The following is an 18,934-nucleotide window of genomic DNA, read 5'->3' as shown; positions in this document are numbered from 1 at the left end:
ACTCATCGGCACAGTCATGACCCATTGCCTTGATTCAAAAGCCAACATCTAAAGTTAAAACGGTCCAACATCTAAAGTTTATTCCGCAAAGTGTCCAGAATTCAAGGAATAACACGCATGGGCAAGAATCGGGTTGAACATAGACAAGAGAAAACCCGACGGGGTTTACCCGCCGGGCTGAGAGAGAAGAAATTCAGTTATGAAGATCCCGAAGAAACTCCATCACCGGTGTTACCCGCTGACAAGAACCATATAACCTCATAGTTCTTGGAAAAACGATGGTCACACCTCAAAAATCTCTGAAAGAACCTTCAAGGTTTACTTACTCTGCTTGATCAAGTTTGGCTTTCGCCTCTTCAAAGCGCTTCGCTTCATCTTCTTGACGTTTAGCGAGATCAGCCTCAAAACGAGCCAATTCCTCTTCCACCGCCTCTTCCGGAATCTTTTCAAAGATGGGAGTCGGCTGCGGCACGGGGGTACCTGCCATCAACGTTTCACTGCGCCATGGGTGCACCGTACGGCCCAGCTCATAGTCTCCGGTGATGATGGGATAGGTGAAGCCCGGCTTATCGAGATCCTCCACCTCTTCGATTCGCGGCAATGGCGAGAAGACACCGGTACCTCCCAGCGCTTCCCATACCTTCTGGCTGGCATGCGGCAGGAACGGCGCCAACAAATGGTTCGCATCAGAAACCGCCTGCGCGCAGGTGTGCAGCACCGTGCCCAAACGCTTGTCATCGTCCTTAATCTTCCAAGGTTCGACGGCGGAAATGTATTTGTTGATGTCGCCCACCACACGCATCGCTTCATTCAATGCGTTCTTCTGACGGTGCCGCTCAATGAGACCGCCGACCGTGTCGAAGGCCGAGGCGCTCTCTTCAAGCAGCGCACGGTCTTCGGGAGTCATGGAATCCTCATCAAGCTCCGGAATCTCACCGAACTTGCGATAGATGAGGTTAGCCACACGGTTAACCAGATTGCCCCAGCTGGCAGCCAGTTCCTCGTTGTTGTGGCGCACAAACTCCGACCAGGTAAAGTCAGCGTCGCTGGTCTCAGGGCCGGCTACAGAGATGTAGTAGCGCACTGCGTCCACGGGGTACCGTGCCAGAATGTCTTTGACATAGATCACGATGCCGCGAGACGAGCTGAACTTCTTACCTTCCATAGTCATGAACTCGCTGGCCACCACCTGCTCAGGCAGATTCAGCTTGCCGAATTCACCAGGTTCTCCGCCCTTGGAGCCTTCGCCATTGTAAGCCAGCATCTCGGAAGGCCAAATCTGGGAATGGAAGGTGATGTTGTCTTTGCCCATGAAGTAGTAGGACAGCGCCTGCGGGTCGTTCCACCACGCTTTCCACGCATCCGGTTCACCTTTGCGGCGTGCCCACTCCACAGAAGCCGACAAATAGCCGATCACCGCGTCAAACCATACGTAGAGCTTCTTGTTGGGATTGTCAATCCAACCATCCACCGGCACGGGAATACCCCAGTCGATGTCGCGTGTGATGGCGCGGGGTTTGACCTCTTTAAACAGGCCTATGGAGAAGTTGATGACGTTGGTGCGCCATCCTTCACGTGTCTTGAGCCAAGCCAGATTCGCCTCGGCGAGCGCCGGCAAGTCAAGGAAGAAGTGCTCGGTCTCTTCGAAACGCGGGGTCTCGCCGTTGATTTTGGATACCGGATTGATGAGCTCATCTGGGTCAAGCTCGTGGCCGCAGTTGTCGCACTGATCCCCGCGAGCGCCGTCAGCACCGCAGATAGGGCAGGTGCCCTCAATGTACCGATCAGGCAGCGTGCGCCCGGTGGAGGGTGAAATCGCAACCTTTTGCGTGCCTTTGTAGATGTAGCCGTTCTCTAGGCACTGCTTGAACATCTCCTGCACCACCTGCTCATGATTGCCGGTAGTGGTGCGAGTAAAGAGGTCGTAGCTCAGACCAAGGTCGCACAAATCCTGCGCTATGACACGGTTGTAGCGGTTGGCCAGCTCTTGCGGCCCCACACCTTCTTTGTCTGCTTCGACAAGAATGGGGGTGCCGTGCTCGTCAGTGCCCGAGACCATGAGCACGTCGTCGCCTTTCATGCGCTCGTAGCGCGCGTACACGTCAGAGGGCACACCGAAGCCCGCGACGTGTCCGATGTGGCGAGGGCCGTTCGCGTAGGGCCAGGCAACATTTACCAAGATATGAGTCATGTCCCGATTATCGGGCCGAGCGAGGACAGCCAGACCGGCTCTACCGCTGACCAAACTTCATCGGAACAATGGTAAACAGTGCGATGCACCTATATCAGGGCCGTTGCCGACCAAGTTGTTCGCAGTGTCGTCCACAAATCTTTTTTGCTCGCAGAAGTTATCCACATATCCACGGATTTGCAAAACCGGCTGGCGCACTCCTGTCGCAGCGGTTACAGTCGAGCGCAATCCCTCTGGCATCCAGCGGAAGGATACAGCCAATCCATACCGACGCGCACCAACCGCACTGACCGGCAAACTACTACGTTTAAGGAGCACCATGCAGACCACATCCAACACGGAAACCCTTACTCCCACTGGTTCGACAGCTTCTCCGCTTACTGTCGCTTCCCACCACCACACACAGCACCAGCGGTTCGCAATGCCTTCTTCGCCGCTTTCCACTCCCAACGTACCCAACAGCAACCCCTCAATTCATGGCACAGAACAGGCTCATGGCACCGGTTTACACACCAAGATTCCTCATACAAAAGCGGTAGGAAACCTTTCTGCCCCCGCTTTCCCCGGTGAGGCAAGCATTGCGCCGACACTGCTCAAGCTGAAAAGTCTGCCCGGCCCCATGAGCATGAATATATTGGGAGATTCCGGAACCTTGCATCGTCTTGACGATATCAATGCCTACCTGTCGCAATATGCCGACACACTGTTCGGGCGCGGCATCATCATGGCAAATCTGGTTCCTCCACGTGCTACCGCTTGTGCAGGCACAGCTGCATGGGTGTGGTTGGGAGGCGAGTTCCCTGAGACTGTGGATGTCATCTCGACCTCCCACTACCGCACGCTCGCCTACGGGCGCAAGGTGCACAGCTGCGAACGTAATGCATGCGCGTCCGAAATCAGCAACATCGCCGGGTTGAACATCACCACTCCTGCGCGTACCGCAGTAGATATCGTGCTGGCGTCATGCGTGGAGATTGAACAAGACGACAAGACGGAACCATTACGAGACATGGAGAACATGCCTGGAGGAATGGGCAAAGTACGCCATGCATGTGCCGCCAAGACCGGGACGATAAGTGCGGCAGCCCGGGAAAACGCCTGCGCACTGATCCAGGAATATCATTTCGATCCCGCAGATTGCTTGCACATTCTTGAAGAAAATCGGTTCTGGTCCAATAGCGGGCAAGCAAAGGAGTTTTTCAAAACCATACGGTATTGCTTCTAGGCGGTCTCGTGACGGTGCAACATCGTCACCATCCAGCCTTCGACAGCCTTCCGACGCATGATCAACTCTCAGATGCAAGATCAGCTCTCAGAGGAGACAACGAAAAGCCTGTGAGAACAGGCTATTGGAGCAGAAAATTGCGCTGTGCCAGCCGGCATTCCACGATTATCGCAACATAACGGTGATAGACTCACCCGTACCGTTATGTTCGAGTTGAAAGTGGAAAGTCGCCATCGACATTAAGGAGGGAGCCGTCACGGCGCTGCTTCCCAACCCGAGTTCACTAAGAGAGTCCGATTATTCCGGATGATCGACAAGGACAGAGGAGTGACAGCAGAAGTGCAGAACACACATCGCAAATATCACAATCAACGCGCCTTCGCAGGTATAAAAACGAGTGCCAAGCCAAAGAAAAAGACGCGCCGCATCCAAATTCGCAGGCTGTTCCTGCGCAAAAAGGACGTCACCATCGTCGAGCCCACAGTGCTCAAGCAAGCCATCGCTGGAACCGTGGTCGGCAATTTCATGGAATGGTATGATTTCGGCGTCTACGGGTATCTCGCCGTCACCATGAGCAAAGTGTTCACTGGAGATATGCCGGAGAGCATGGGGCTGCTCGTCATGTTGCTTGGCTTCGCCATCAGTTTTCTGGTACGCCCGCTTGGCGGTATTGTGCTCGGCCCCATCGGAGACCGCGTTGGCCGGCAAAAAGTGCTGATGGTCACGATGAGCATGATGGCCATCTCCACTGGGCTTATCGGCTTGCTGCCCACCTCCCAGCAAATCGGCGGCTGGGCTATTCTGCCGCTCTACCTGCTCAAGATGGTGCAAGGCTTTTCCACCGGCGGCGAATACGCAGGCGCTACCACATACATCTCCGAATTCTCACCCGACCGCAAGCGCGGTTTCTACAGTGCATGGCTTGACTTAGGTTCCTATCTCGGCTCCGCGTTCGGCGCCGCAACTGTAGCCATCACCACAGTCGTCACCAACCATGTGGCAGGCCCGAACTCCATGGTCAACGGCGGGTGGCGCATCCCCTACCTGCTCACCATCCCCTTGGGTATCTTGGCAATTCTGCTGCGGTCAAGAATCCCCGAGACTCCGCAGTTCTCCGAACACGTCAAGCGCGAGGAGACCGCCAAGGCCCAGCAGGCCAGCGGAACGACCGGTTCCAGCACACGCACCACATCGCAAGCGCAACCGCAGCCGCAAACCAATGTTTCCGCGTGGGACCGCACCGGCACAATGCGGTATGTCATCAAACATTATTGGCGCCGTCTACTCATCGCAGTCGCCATCGTCGCCGCCACCAACACGGCGGGATATGTGCTCACCAGCTATATGCCCACCTATCTGGAAGAAGAAGTTGGCACCAGCACCACCATGGCAGCCGCAGCCACCGTGCCAGTGCTCATCGTCATGTCGCTGTGCCTGCCTCTGGTGGGCGCGCTTTCCGACCGCATCGGCCGCAAACCGATCTACCTCGCTGCCTCAATCGCCACGCTCATACTGGTCTATCCGGCATTCCAGCTGCTGCACCAGGGCACCTTCTGGTCGATTCAAGCAGCCTTGGCCATGATTGCGGTTCCCATCGCCCTGTACGCTGGTGTCTCCGCCAGCACACTGCCAGCCCTCTTCCCTACCGAATCGCGGTTCTCCGGTATGGGACTGTCCTACAACTTTGCCGTCTCCCTGTTCGGCGGCACCACTCCGCTGGTGGCGCAGGCGCTTATCTCAGTGACCGGCAACCATGACATGCCAGGTTTTTACATCATGTTCTTCGCATTGTTCAGCGGCATTGCGGCACTGTGCATGAAGGAAAGTTCCCGCTCACCTCTACCCGGCTCCATGCCTACTGTGGAAAGCGAGGCCGAAGCCAAACAACTGGTGCGCACACAGCGAGAGAACCCGCTTATCGACACCAGCACCATGCCCATGCCGCTGGTAACGGTAGAGATTCCCGCCGGACAGATACTGCCACAACAGCCCGAAAACGTACGATTGGCGCGAAAACCTGAAACCCGCGCCGAAGTCAAACCCGCGAATGGCGATGAAACGGCGGCTCAACGGCAGATATCCAATACCACACAGCCACCAAAACATGAGGAGTCTGGGCCAGCTGTTTCACCAACCAAGGAGAAACCACACCAATAATCAGACCAACTTGGAACTAGCCAGTGCGGAAAAGGAGGCCGTACACAACGGTAGAGCATGCCAGACTTGCGTATATCGTACCTTCGATACACGCGATTACCAGCCAGACGCTGCCCTACATAGGCAGCACATACACCCGGTTGCCGCTGAAATTCGCACTGCCTGATGCCTACTGCTGCTTGAGTTCAAGTACCGCCTGGTATATCTCCTTGCGTGCCGGCATTGAACCGTCAGCCAGAAGATGTTCCTTCGCCACTTCGGCGATGGCATCCTTGACGCGCACCCCACTCGCCTGCGCACGTTCCATCGCCAACTGCGCCAAATCAACGATGCTCAGCGAACCTCCCTGGGCATCGGCGGCCTGCTGCGCCTCTTCATCACTTGCACCGGCGACCACCAACACAAGCTCACCACGCGGCGGGTCCTGTTCCACACTGCTGCGAATCTGCGAGACAGTACCTCGCCGAATCTCCTCGTGAGTCTTCGTCAGTTCTCGGCATAACGCCATGGCACGATCCGAACCGAACACCTCCAACAGGTCAGCCATCGACTCATCAATGCGATGCAGCGTCTCATACCAGACGATGGTGCGACGCTCTGCGAGCATAGTACGCAAATAGCGCACACGTTCGCTGTGACGGCGCGGCAGAAAGCCCTCATAGCAGAACTTGTCGGTAGGCAGGCCAGACAACGCCAGCGCGTCAAGCACCGCGCTTGGTCCGGGCGCACAGGTGGCGGGAATGCCACGCTCGATAGCGCGGCGCACAATCGCAAGCCCTGGATCATTGATGGTAGGCATGCCGGCATCTGACACCACTAGCACGGTGGCACCAGATTCCACCTCATCCAGCAGACCGTCTGCACGGTTGCGCTCGTTATGATCGTGGTACGCCACCACACGACCGTTGACATAAACACCCAGTCGACGTGCTAAATCGTAAAGACGCCGCGTATCCTCGGCAGCCACAATGTCAGCATGTTCCAGCAAGGCTTTCAGCCGGTCGGACGCGTCGCCAGTATTGCCAATGGGCGTGGCCGCAAGCACCACCGTGCCGCGCGGGATCATATCGGTGTTCGTCGTATTACTGTCCGTCATATCAGTATCAGCCATATCAGTATCGTCATCAGCAACGCGAGAGTGATCAAAATCGGCACTCACCGCAGCATCAGCCGCATCGTTGCCAGTCGCATCTGCCCCAGCATCAGCTATATCGTTGCCAGAAGCAACCATATCAGCCGCATCGTTGCCGACCACATCCGTATCACCATCAGCAACGCAAGAATGTTCGGTATCAGCACTCACCGCAGCATCAGCCACATCGCTGTCAGCCACATCCATACCAGCCATACCGGTGCCAGACTCATCAACATCAACATCAACATCAACATCAGACATACCAGTATCACCACCGGCACCGCAAGAGTATTCGGTATCCACACTCAACGCAGCATCAGTGCCATACTGATGACCCTTGGTTACTTGGCTGTCAGGCTCAGCAACAGCAGGTTCCCCATCCATCTTATCTGTCATCCCGTGCTCTATGTCCCCGAAATCATGCGTCATATCCCCAGTATCGCGCGAGACCTGTAAAACCCACCTGCACACCTATTTGAATAACGCGCCATGCAGTCTAAGCACTGCTTGACCATCTCCTGCGCCACCTGCACAACCATTGAATAGCAAGTCATGCAGCAAAACCGTCACTAACCCGTTATCAGCAGCGATTGCACGGATCCAACAACTCCCAATCACCGGGGCACACATGATTATGCCGCCAACAAACCACAACCGAACACTCAACGCAACAAAACCGTCACTGACTTCACCTCAGCGACGGTTTCGCCGCTTCACCCATACTCAACACGTCAGAAACGTCACTGACACCATCCCAGCGACGATTCAGCTGCTGCACGACCACCCAACGCAACAAAACCGTCACTCACATCACCTCAGCAACGGTTACGCTGCTTCACTGCCGCCCAACGCAACCAAACCGACGCTCACGTCCAACAAGCAACGGTTTCGCCGCAACCACGTCACCCAACGCAACCAAACCGTCTCTGACATTCGATAAGCGACGGTTCTGTTGCGATAACATTCAGGTTAACTGCGCACCACCGGGGTATACGTCGGTTACGCGTTACGCCACCTACTAGCCACACCCCAACGCGCAACAAAACCGTCACTGACACCATCCCAGCGACGATTCAGCTGCTGCACGACCACCCACCGCAACCAAACCGACGCTAGCATCGTCTCAACGACGGATTAGTTGCGACTCTACTGCCGAACGCAACAAAACCGACGCTGAGCGGGCGCTAGCGACGGTTTTGTCGCGCAGCCGGCAGTACCGTGGCAGCACCATCACCGCGGCTGGCGGAAGTGGCGGTCACCAATCGGCCCGAAGGGGGTATGCGGCTCAAGCTGATACCAGTAGGCCACACTGGCCACATCGTCGCTGCGCTCGAACAGCCCCGCCTCCTGACTGCCGATCTGCTGCATGGTAACGCGCAGGTCGTGGTCAAAATAGATGGGGTCAGGCAGGTGCCAACGGTACAGTCCGCGCATCACCGGCGTGGCCAGATCCCAATAGTCGCTGCTGCGCCCTTCCAAACGTTGCGAATAGAATGGGAAGCCAACGAAGGGGCTGCAGTAGGTCTGCTCGTACATCTGCCCGCGTGCAGGAGTGGGTGACCCCGGATGCGTGGGCGCGCCCAAATCGCAGCCGGCCGCACCGTTCCCCTCACCCCCGTCGCCGAACGCCCCATAGCTCCATGCGCCACCAAAGTAGTCTTCACTACCCGTACTGCACCACGTGGGATAGTCGCCGTCACCGTCGATGTACATTTTGATTTCGCCCTCGCCCCACCAGCGGCTTTCGAGCGCCGTGAGCGCCACATACGTGCCCACATACGCCCCCTTGCCGCGCACGCCATCGAGAATGGTGTAGTCGCGCCCAAGCTCAGTCACCCGCTCGCGCCGCCACTGCGCGTGGAAGCGCATGGCGCCCACGGGCAGAGCGTCGTACTCGGTGTAGTCGATTTGGTAGAAGAAGGCCGGCACGTCCTCGTTATGGTCGCTGCGCAGTACGATTTTGGCGTGCTCGAACGGCATGGAGAAGTAGGAGTTGAAGCCGCGCTTAGGCGCCACCATGATGGGCAGCGAGTTGACGCGGCAGTCCTGTGCATGCCCGCAGCAGAAGAAGTCGCCGATCGGCGCCACCACGGAGGGGCTTTCCTCGCCATCCCAATAGAATTCGAGGATCAGGTTGCGCAGCACGTTCGGCCCGGTGGGCGAGGTTTTGTCGGTCACTGTCATCCAGATATGGCGGATCACCCCCGGCCCGTCCACGTCCATGAGCGTCACCGAAGCGCCGGCCGGCACCGTGCCCAGGCACGGCGTGCCTTTGCGGCTGGGGCCAAGTTTGCTCGCGCTCATGGCCCCCTTGCCCTTCTGCCCGCGCGGGTTTTCGGCATTGACGCACCGCGAGCGAGCGCTGGAGGCCATGGCGACGCCGTCGAGCAAACCTAAGCCGAAGCCGCCCGCGGAGCCAAAGCCACCCCCGGAGCTCAATCCGCCACCAAAGCCCAAGCCTAGGCCGGAACCGCCTGTCGTGTCCGTTGTGGGTCGCGATTCTTGTGCTCGCTCGTTCATTGATATTCCTTCCTTATGTTTCGCTACCACCGACGTCGCCGATGTTGCTTACGCTACCGATGCGCTTACTTCCATACTTACGTCACCGACGCGCTTACTTCACCGAACCGGATACAATGCCTTGGTTGAGCTTGCGCTGGAAGATGATATAGAAGATGATCGTAGGCGCAATACTCAGCAGCGAGGCCGCAGCCAGCGTGGTAGCATCCATCGTATGCTGCCCCTGCAGCGTGGCAAGGGCCAACGGCACAGTCTGCACTTTGTCGTCCATAAGGAACGCCATCGGCATCATGTACTCGTTCCATGTCCAGACGAAGAAGAACACAAAGAGCACGCTGATGGTCGACCACGAAACCGGCAGCACCACCTTGATGAGCGTCTGCCAGCGTGTGGCGCCGTCCAGCGTTGCGGCTTCGAGGATGGCCTGCGGGAAGGTGCCGTAGACCGACGACAGCAGATAGGTTCCATAAGCACTTTGAATTACCGAGAAGATGACGATGATGGCCAGCTGGGAGTTATAGAGCCCCACTCGCTTGAACATGGTGTACAGCGGGTAGAGCAGGGCCTCCTGCGGCATCATATTGGCCAGCATGATAACCAGGATGATCCACCGGTTGCCCTTTACCTTACCGATTCCCAGCGCAAAGGAGTTGAGCACCGCAAGCAGCACCCCGAAAAACGCGACGACCAGTGAGATGACCAGGCTGTTCACGAATTTCGTCGGGAAATGGCTCGTCTTCCAGAACGAGACGATGCCGCTGACGGTAAAGTGCGCCGGCCAGGAAAGCGGGCCAGTGGAGTTGTAGTCGCTGATGGTCTTGAACGCGTTCATCGTCAGGATGATGAGCGGGCTGAGCATGACGACTGCCCCGACGATGAGCAGGATGAGCACCAACCAATCGCTCCAGGAGCGGATGCGCTGCGCCTTCAGCGGAGCCTTCGTCCTGTTCTTTGGATGCGACTGTGCCACTGGCGTCGGCGTTGGCGTTGGCGTTGGTTGTGACACTGATTTTGGTTGTGCCTTTGACATCGATATTGATACCGCCGTTGATGCAGACACAGGCACAGACGCAGAAGCAGACGCCACCTTGGCATGTGCCGCGCCGCCACGCGTCAATGGTGAAACTGCGGAAGTTGCCGAAGCCGTTGAAATCGTTGAAGCTATTGCAGTTGTTGCAGCCGTTTCTTTTACCATGATGAACCCCTTTCAATCCATGTTCTTTTCGACGTGCCCCTGCACGAGCGTGAACACCACGGAGAAGACAATGATGACCACCGTCAAAGCAGTCGAAATAGTCGCACCGTAACCTACTTGCTGCACTTGGAAGAACTGGTTGTAGGAATAGTACGACGGCACGATAGTGGAGGTGCCGGGCCCGCCTTTGGTGAGCAGATACACCGGGCCGAAGGTTTTCAGGGCGCCGATCGTGGCGGTGAGAATCACCACCAGCAGTTCCGGCATGATGGCCGGCAGGGTGACGACGCGGAACTTCTGCCACCAATTCGCGCCGTCCAAGCTGGCGGCTTCGTACTGCTCGGGGTCAACTCTTTGCAGACCTGACATGAAGATGACGATTGGGTAGCCGAGCTGAATCCAAATGAGGATGAACATGAGCACTGGCAGCGCCGTTTTCTGGCTGCCCAGCCAGTTGCCCTGCAGCATGCCAAGGCCGATTTTTTCTAGCAATGCGTTAAAAGCGCCATCGTCCGGCCTGAAAATCCAGCCCATAATGATGGATGCGACCGCGACGGGCAACAGTTGGGGAAGGTAGTAGAGCGCTCGGATGAACGAAGCGATGCGTGGCCCGAACTTTTTCTGTATTACATCGGTGAGCAGCGAGGAGATAAACAGGCCAAGAATCGTTGGGATGATAACGATGGCAACGATAATCCACAGCGAATTGGCGAAGGACTTCCAAAACATGCCGTCTTGGAACAGGCGCTGCCAATTCGTCGTCCCGATGATTTTCACGGGGCCCACGCCACGCCAACGGGTGAAGCTCAAGAAGACGTTCCACAGTGCAGGAACGACGATGATCACCAGCAATGAGAGCAATCCGGGGATGAGGTAGGGGATAAATCGGGAAGATTTGTTGCCCGGCAACCGGGAATACGTGACTCCTGATTTTGCGTTTCGTTTAGACATACAAGCCTCCTATGCAATGCGCAGTTTTCCAAACGGATACGGTAATGATGTGAGCCGCGGTGGGCACGTGCTGTGCGCATTGGCACCCACCGCGGCGGGCCTCTTGCCTTCCGATCCTGCAATTGCGCATAACCGGAAGGCAAGTAGGGAGAGCGGTTAGTCTTTGACACCCATATCTTCCACGCCGGAGTTGTAGGCCTTCTTGAGATCCTGCAAAATCTGGTCGGGCTTCTTGGTGCCGTTGACCAGTTCCTGGAACTCGGCGGACATGGCGTCCGTCAGGCTCGAAGCGGGGTAGTCAGGATAGTAGGAAAGAGCGCTCTCGGACGAGAAGCTTTGATACTCCTCGATCATCTTCTTGTTCTTCTCATCGGTGATCTTGCTCATGTCGGCGTTGAGCGGCACGTTGCCGGCATTGCCGATACCGGTCTGCACGTCCTGGGAGATCACTTCGTTGAGCAGCTGGGCGGACCAGTCCTTGTTCTTCGAGCGCTCGGGAATGACCAGCAGGTTGCCGGTGCAGCCCTGCAGCATCTTGGTGCCGGGCATGACGGAGGCGTCCCAATCAAAGTCCTTGATCTGGCTGTTGAAGCGGCTTTCCGTCCAGGTACCGGTCTGGTAGATCGGACTTTCGCCCTTGATGAAGGACACCGTGGTGTCCTCGCCCTTCAGGCCGGTGGCGTTGCGAGAGATGTAGCCCTTCTGCAGCCATTCGTCGATTTTGTTCGTCGCGTACGTCAACGGTTCGGAATTCCAATCGACGGGTTGCTTGTACATCTGCCAGGCGTCGATGAATTTCTTATCGGCCTTGGTGCCGACCAGCGACCACCAGAGCCAGAGCACGCCGTAGTCCTGGGCATCCGCGGCGATGGGGGTGATGCCGGCGGCCTTGAACTTCGCGCAGGCGTCTTCGAATTCCTCCATGGTGGTCGGAATCTTGATGCCTTGCTTGGCGAACATGTCCTTGTTGTAGAACACGCGCTGGTATTCGGCGTAGCTGGGCAGGCCGACCCACTTGTCGCCTTCCATCACGCCTTTGTCGTCGTACTTGGCGATGGTGGCGTCACCCTTGGAGATGTCCTTGTCCCAGCCGTACTTCTCCACGTACGGGCCGAGGTCGGAAAGCAGGTTCATGGATGAGAGCATGCCGGCGGAACCGTTGCCGCGGTTGGATTCCATGATGTCCGGCGCTTCGTCGGAGTTAAGGAACTGGCTGGCGTTCTGCGCGATCTGGGTGAACGATTTGGTTTCGAACTTCACCTTGATGCCGGTCTTCTTGGTGAACTTGTCCGCGGCCTTCTTCCAGGCTGCGGTCTCGGCGGAGGTCGGATCCTCGTAGTACCAGAAGGAGATCGACTCGGGCTTGGCCCCCGAGTCACCCTCCTGCGCATCCGTGCCGCCGCAGGCCGCCAGTGGGCTCAACATCGTCACGGCCGCGACGATGGCTGCTATTTTTTTCTTCGCATTCATTGCTTTGTCCTTTTGCTTTGTCCTTGAGCCGCACGGTCTGCGGTGTCACAAACGCGCATTGCATGCATAATGCGAAACGTTTCGACAATCGGCAGAGTTGCACGCCTCGTTGCGTTTCACTGTTGATTGCATCGGCTCTTGTGCTCAGAGCCTGACATGGTTACGATGTCCTCATTGACATACCTTGCTGAGTGTTGACATTGCTTTACATACGCCGCCCCCTTCCGCTGCGTCGTGGAACCTCGGCCAGCGAGCCGCGATCGACAAACACCGGCTGATGCAGCTCCACCAATCCGCGGATGTCCTCATGCCGCTCGATGGAGTCAAGCAGCATGCGCATGGCCCGTTCGCACAGCTTTGCAGGGGTGATAGGCATTTCGGATATGTTCCGGTTGGGCAACTGACTTTCCAGCAACGTGCCACACGAAATCACGGATACGTCCCCCGGCACCCGCAGACCCTTGGCGTCCAGGGTTGCAAGCACTAGGGAAAGCAACGACCCATCGGCCTCATTGACCATGGCGGTCGGGGCATGCGCCCCGCAGAACACATCGTCAACGAACCGTTCGGCATCAAAATCAGCGTAACTTACCAGCTCGGGAACCACGACTTCGATGTGGGCACTGCGCGCGGCGCGCAAGAACGCATCGCGGAACAGCTCCATGTATCCCGGAATGGGTTCGTGAATGTCAACCACGCTGCGCAGCAACGCCACCCGGTCATGCCCGGCATCGTGCAACATGCGCACAGCCTCCACACCCATGGCCGCAAAATCGATGTCAACGCATGCGCAGCCGCCATGATTGGCCGGATATCCGATCGCCACGCACGGTTTCCCGTAGTTCGCCGCCGCGGCGGTGCGTGCGTCGTCCTCTTCCACATCAAGCAGCACCACCCCGTCCGCAAGGTTGCTGCGGGTCACCCGTTCGATGTCGGCCACGGCATCCTCGCCGGTCAGCAACAGAACGTCGTAGCCGGCGGCTTTTGCCTGAAGTGCGGTCTGCATGAAGTACACGCTGAAACGCGCCTGCTTGACCTCACGACGCCCAGGGGCGATGGCGATGATGTGGTTGCCTCCACCGCGCAGCTTTTGCGCACTGGCATCGGGGATATAGCCCAGCTTCTCAATGGAGGCCATGATGCGGTCGGTTGTCTTTTTGGAAACGGAGCGCTTTCCCGACAGGGCATACGAGACGGTACTGACCGAGACACCGGCGTCTTGCGCCACATCCTTGATGCCAGCCATGTCATCTCCTCTCCACTGCGAGAGCCTGCAGCCTCGCTCGCAGTGCGCCGAACGAAGCCAGTGGTACGCGTGACGTTCATCGTCGAAACGTTTCGCTTTTGTTATTTTAATCACACTATTTCCGGTTTGTCAACTTGCCACCCGTACCACCGACAGAGCACAGCGCCACAAGGACGCTAGGACTACACGACATACAGCACAACTACGAATAGTCACAAGCACCCATCAAGGCATATCCCACCGCCTACTGCATATTGCCCACACCGTACGTTTCCATCTCCTTGGCAAGGCACAGGCCAGATGACAGCCATTGTAGCTGCGCAACATCTGTAACCCATATCACACAATATCGATACTTTAGTAGATAATATTCACATATTTGCAGAGTACGAGTGCGATAGGTACATACATGAGACATGGACGCCAACGACAGCCACAACACACCACCGCCCAGCTCAACAACCGGCTGGCACTGTTCCTCGCCGCATGCACCGTCATCGCCTCGATGTTCACATTGACCCCCCCCGCGCGTCAGCCGCGCTGGAGCCCGAGAACAAACAAGGCTTCTCGATAACCCCTGCTTCCGGCCCGGACACCGGCTCCGACGTGTCCATCATTCCCCCTCCGCGCACCATCAAATTCAAACAGGTTGTTCAGTACCAGTACATCACCCGAGCGGCACTGACTGAGGACGGAGACATTTACGCCTGGGGCGGCAACGGCCAGGGTCAGATCGGTGACGGCACCCATACCAGCCGCCTCGCACCAGTGAAAGTGCACACACCTGCCGGCGTCAAATTCACCAAGATCTTCGGGGGCGGCTACAGCGCAGCCGCACTCGCCACTGACGGGACCATGTACGCATGGGGAGACAACAGTGACGGGCAGCTCGGCACCGGTGACTACGCTGGTCAGAGCGAACCGGTCAAAGTACGCACGCCCTCGGGAGTCTCTTTTACGCAGATCAGTTTTGGCACGGGCATTTATGGATATCAGAGTTATGCTCTCGCCTTGGGCAACGACGGACGTATCTATGCGTGGGGCAGCAACAGCTCCGGGCAGCTCGGCGACGGCACACAGACCAGCCGCCTTGACCCAAAGCCGGTGAACACGCCTGCAGGCGTGACCTTCACCTCGGTCAGCGCGGGCACCGAGCATGCCATGGCGCTCAGTTCCGACGGCTCCATATACACCTGGGGAAGCAATTACATGAACGGCATCAACTACCCCTTCGAGCACGGTGAATGCGGCGTGCCAGAAGGCGACGGCCTGCCTTCGTGGTACTGCACTTCACCTGTTGCCGCCCAGACCCCAGAGGGTGTCACCTTCAAGCAGATCAGCGCCGGCACCCGTCTCTCGACAGCGCTCTCCACCACCGGCGAGGTCTATACGTGGGGCGCGTATGACCAGTACGGACAGTATGGCGACGGTCTCGTCATAGGTGACCCCAACAGCTGGATGCAGGAGGGTGATTATGTCCGCCATAAAGCCACCACACCTGCCGGCATCACGTTTACCTTCGTTTCGGCCGGCTTCAACGGCGTGACGGCGCTAGGCACCGACGGCAACGCATACTCATGGGGATACAACGGTGACGGTCAGATTGCAGATGGCACCACAACTCATCGCGCCTTGCCCACCAAGGCCCTGGCCCCAGCCGGCGTCACGTTCGCCCAAGCATGCAACGGCAGCACTGCGCTCGATGCCGACGGCAACATCTATGTGTGGGGATCCATTGCCGGTTCGAATTCAAGCAATGGCACCAAAGCCACCACACCCGTCCAAGTCGAAAGCCTGCAAGACGCTTCCACCATCGTCGTCACCGGCATCACGTTCGACGGCGTGCCCGGCTCGACGCCGCAACTCAGCCAGGTCGACGGTGCCTGGCACACCAACGCCCCGGCGCACACTCCCGGCACGGTCAACGTGAAGGCGAGCTGGACGAAGGACGGCGTGGCGCAACCCGACCTCGTGCTCACCTACGCCTACGAATACAGCAAGGACTTCACCGTCACCTTCGATCTCAAGGGAGGCAAGGCACCGGCGGGAGTCACTCCATGCGTGGGCTCGACGACCACGTTCTGCCAAAGCGTGCACTACGGCGGCACGGCATCCAACCCGGGCAGCCCCACCAAAGCGAACGCGGTGTTCGCAGGCTGGGACGACGCGAACGGCCACCCGTACGACTTCTCCACGCCCGTATCCAAAGACATCACCCTGCAAGCCCGCTGGAGCGGATTCTCCCTCACCCCAAGCACCGGTCCGGACACCGGCGGCACCGACGTGCACATCACCCAGCCGGCGCTCAGCACCACCTTCGCGCAAGTCAGCGCAGGCGGGTATTGCCATTCCCTCGCCCTCACCAACGACGGCAAGATCTACGGCTGGGGCTCGGACAACATGTACGGCCAAATCGGCAACGGCAGCACAGACATGCAGCTCACTCCGGTTCAAGCAGCAACGCCCGCCGGCGTCACGTTCAAGCAAGTCAGCGCCGGATATTCGCATTCCGCAGCGCTCGCAGCGGACGGCACCATCTACACGTGGGGAAAAAATATATACGGCCAGCTTGGCAACGGCAGCACTGCCAATGCGCTCAAGCCCACGGCCATCGCGGTCCCTGCGGGCGTCACCTTCACCCAGGTCAGCGCCGGTACCGACCATTCCATGGCCCTCGCGGCGGACGGCACCGTATACACGTGGGGAACGAACTATGCGGGCCAGCTCGGCAACGGCACCTTGGACGACAAACTCACGCCGACCGCCATCGCAGCCCCTGCGGGCGTCACCTTCAGCCGCGTCAATGCAGGCAAATACCAGTCATTCGCGCTCAGCACCACCGGTGACGTCTATGCTTGGGGCAGCATCGGCCGCCTGCCCGGAGACGGCAGCAGCGCTGATCGGAAAGAACCTGTAAAGCTGAAACCTGCGAACAACATGACGTTCACTCAATTGGCTCCCAGCTCCGACAGCTACGTGGTCGCAGCGCTAGGCAAGGACGGCAAAGCCTACATGTGGGATCCGTCCGGCGGCAATGCAGGTGTGCCCACAGCGGTGGATGCTCCCGCAGGCACCACATTCACCAGCATCGCTTCCGGTGTGGGGCACACGCTGGTGACTTGTTCCAACGGCAAGACGTACGCGTGGGGCTACAACGACAAGGGGCAGCTCGGCGACGGCAACCAGACCTTCGACGTAATCAACACGCCGGTTGAGGTGCAGACCCCGAGCGGCGTCACCTTCACTCACGTCAGCGCCGGAGAGCGGGATTCCTTTGCCATCGGCAACGATGGTTCCCTCTACGGTTGGGGCGGCCAGGATTTCGAAATCGGCAGCGACACCGTCAAGAACAGCACCACACCCATCAAGATCTCCGCACTTGCCGACAAGAAGGACACCACCGTCACCGCAGTCACGTTCGACGGAACACCGGGCAAGAACACGCATTTCGACACCATATTCGGCAACTGGGTCACCACCACGCCTCCTCACGCCGAAGGCGCAGTGGACGTGCGCATCAGCTGGACACTCGGCGGCACAACCCAGCCGGACATGGTGCTTCCGTTCACCTACACGCCCTACCACACCGTCACCTTCGAGCTCAAAGGCGGCACGGCACCAGCAGGCATCTCGCCCTGCCCGACCGGAGACTCCGGCACCTTCTGCCAAGGTCTCAACCAGGGCGACCAGGCCCGCAACCCAGGAGAGCCCACCAAGTCAAACTTCATCTTCGACGGATGGTTCAACGACGCTGACGGCACCGGCGCACAATATGACTTCACCAAGCCCGTGACCGGCGACATCACCATCACCGCGCACTGGAAGCAGTTCTCGCTCTCCGCCACCTCCGGCACGACCGCAGGCGGCACCACTGTGAACATCACCGCTCCCACGCTCAGTTCCGGAGCCGCAATAACCGTCAAGTCCGTCACCTTCGACGCCGTTGCCGGCACAGGTCTGGCGCAAGACCCCACTTCGGGAGTATGGAGCGTCACCGCGCCGGCGCATGCCGAAGGCAACGTGACCGGAACGATTGCTTGGAGTCTTGAAGACGGTGTGGAGCATACCAGCACATTCGCGTTCACCTATGTTGCACCTCCCGCCACCGTGCACACCGTCACCTTCAACCCCGATGCAGACGCGCCGCCGGCCGGCACCACACCCTGCTCCCCCGGCTCCTCCACGTTCTGCCAGAGCGTGACCGACGGGAGCACAGCAACCGACCCTGGGGAACCTGCGAAAAGCAACTGGGTGTTCACCGGCTGGTTCACCGCAGCGCAAGGCGGCCACCTCTACGATTTCAGCAGTCCGGTCACCTCCGACATCACGCTGACCGCTCACTGGGAACAGTTCACCGCCATCCCCAGTTCCGGGTCCGAATCCGGCGGAACGGCCGTATATGTGTCCGCACCTTCGGGCGGACTGCTGCACGGCGCCGACCTGCAGGTTCTTTCCGTAGCCTTCGACGGCACCCCTGGCACGGCTCCCGTCTTGGACGCCGCTTCAGGCACCTGGCGCACCGATACCCCGGCCCACGCGGCTGGCGCGATTGACGCCACCGTGACCTGGACACTCAACGGAGGAGCGACTCGCACCAACACGTTCCAGTTCACCTATAAGGCCGCCACTGCACCCACACCTCCATCAGATGCAGCGAGCGCACTACCTATGGCCGGTGGCACCGGTGGCACCTTGGCTGCGGCATGCGCCACCATAACCGCCGCGATGCTCATCTGCGTCGCCGTGGCGCTGCGCAGCAGACAACGGCGAGCACGGCACACCGCACGCTGAGCGTTCATCCTCGATGCGCGTTGACTTGGAGCAGCGTTTTCTTGTGACCATTT

At 58.5% G+C, this 18,934-nt stretch carries 10 protein-coding genes; 3 read left to right on the top strand and 7 right to left on the bottom strand.

Going from position 1 to position 18,934, the window contains the following annotated elements; translation table 11 throughout:
• Positions 1-322 precede the first annotated feature (322 nt).
• Positions 323-2,191: a methionine--tRNA ligase gene (gene metG / locus AC3B5A_RS04980; RefSeq protein WP_489799328.1), complete on the bottom strand. Its 1,869-nt coding sequence runs from the start codon at positions 2,189-2,191 to the stop codon at positions 323-325.
• A gap of 319 nt (positions 2,192-2,510) precedes the next feature.
• Between metG and AC3B5A_RS04975 the strand changes: the two genes are divergently transcribed.
• Entirely contained in the window at positions 2,511-3,416 is a 906-nt protein-coding gene (locus AC3B5A_RS04975; protein WP_489799326.1) for a hypothetical protein, read from the top strand.
• 339 nt (positions 3,417-3,755) lie between these two features.
• Positions 3,756-5,573 carry an MFS transporter gene (locus tag AC3B5A_RS04970; RefSeq protein ID WP_489799324.1) on the top strand — a complete coding sequence of 606 codons (1,818 nt, stop codon included), beginning with the start codon at positions 3,756-3,758 and terminating at the stop codon, positions 5,571-5,573.
• A 169-nt stretch (positions 5,574-5,742) separates the two neighbouring features.
• Here the strand turns inward: AC3B5A_RS04970 and rsmI are convergent, their stop codons facing one another.
• The 6 genes from rsmI to AC3B5A_RS04940 form a co-directional block, all read right to left on the bottom strand.
• Positions 5,743-6,684 carry a 16S rRNA (cytidine(1402)-2'-O)-methyltransferase gene (gene rsmI, locus AC3B5A_RS04965; RefSeq protein ID WP_489760754.1) on the bottom strand — a complete coding sequence of 314 codons (942 nt, stop codon included), beginning with the start codon at positions 6,682-6,684 and terminating at the stop codon, positions 5,743-5,745.
• Positions 6,685-7,938: 1,254 nt separating this feature from the next.
• On the bottom strand, positions 7,939-9,081 hold the full coding sequence (locus AC3B5A_RS04960) for a glycoside hydrolase family 172 protein (protein ID WP_489799577.1): 1,143 nt from the start codon (positions 9,079-9,081) through the stop codon (positions 7,939-7,941).
• A gap of 241 nt (positions 9,082-9,322) precedes the next feature.
• A complete protein-coding gene (locus AC3B5A_RS04955) occupies positions 9,323-10,198 on the bottom strand; it encodes a carbohydrate ABC transporter permease (protein ID WP_489760726.1) in 876 nt (291 codons plus the stop codon).
• Positions 10,199-10,435: 237 nt separating this feature from the next.
• On the bottom strand, positions 10,436-11,374 hold the full coding sequence (locus AC3B5A_RS04950) for a carbohydrate ABC transporter permease (protein ID WP_489760727.1): 939 nt from the start codon (positions 11,372-11,374) through the stop codon (positions 10,436-10,438).
• 156 nt (positions 11,375-11,530) lie between these two features.
• Positions 11,531-12,844, bottom strand: coding sequence for an ABC transporter substrate-binding protein (locus AC3B5A_RS04945; RefSeq protein WP_489799322.1), 1,314 nt, complete (start codon positions 12,842-12,844; stop codon positions 11,531-11,533).
• A gap of 205 nt (positions 12,845-13,049) precedes the next feature.
• Positions 13,050-14,090 carry a LacI family DNA-binding transcriptional regulator gene (locus AC3B5A_RS04940; protein ID WP_489799320.1) on the bottom strand — a complete coding sequence of 347 codons (1,041 nt, stop codon included), beginning with the start codon at positions 14,088-14,090 and terminating at the stop codon, positions 13,050-13,052.
• A gap of 486 nt (positions 14,091-14,576) precedes the next feature.
• Here AC3B5A_RS04940 and AC3B5A_RS04935 point away from each other — a divergent pair, with 486 nt between their 5' ends.
• Positions 14,577-18,881: an RCC1 domain-containing protein gene (locus AC3B5A_RS04935; RefSeq protein ID WP_489799318.1), complete on the top strand. Its 4,305-nt coding sequence runs from the start codon at positions 14,577-14,579 to the stop codon at positions 18,879-18,881.
• Positions 18,882-18,934 lie beyond the last annotated feature (53 nt).

The organism is Bifidobacterium sp. ESL1133 (genome assembly GCF_058107325.1).
The sequence above is the reverse complement of the archived record's forward strand: the minus strand, read 5'-3'. Positions and strand labels throughout refer to the sequence as shown.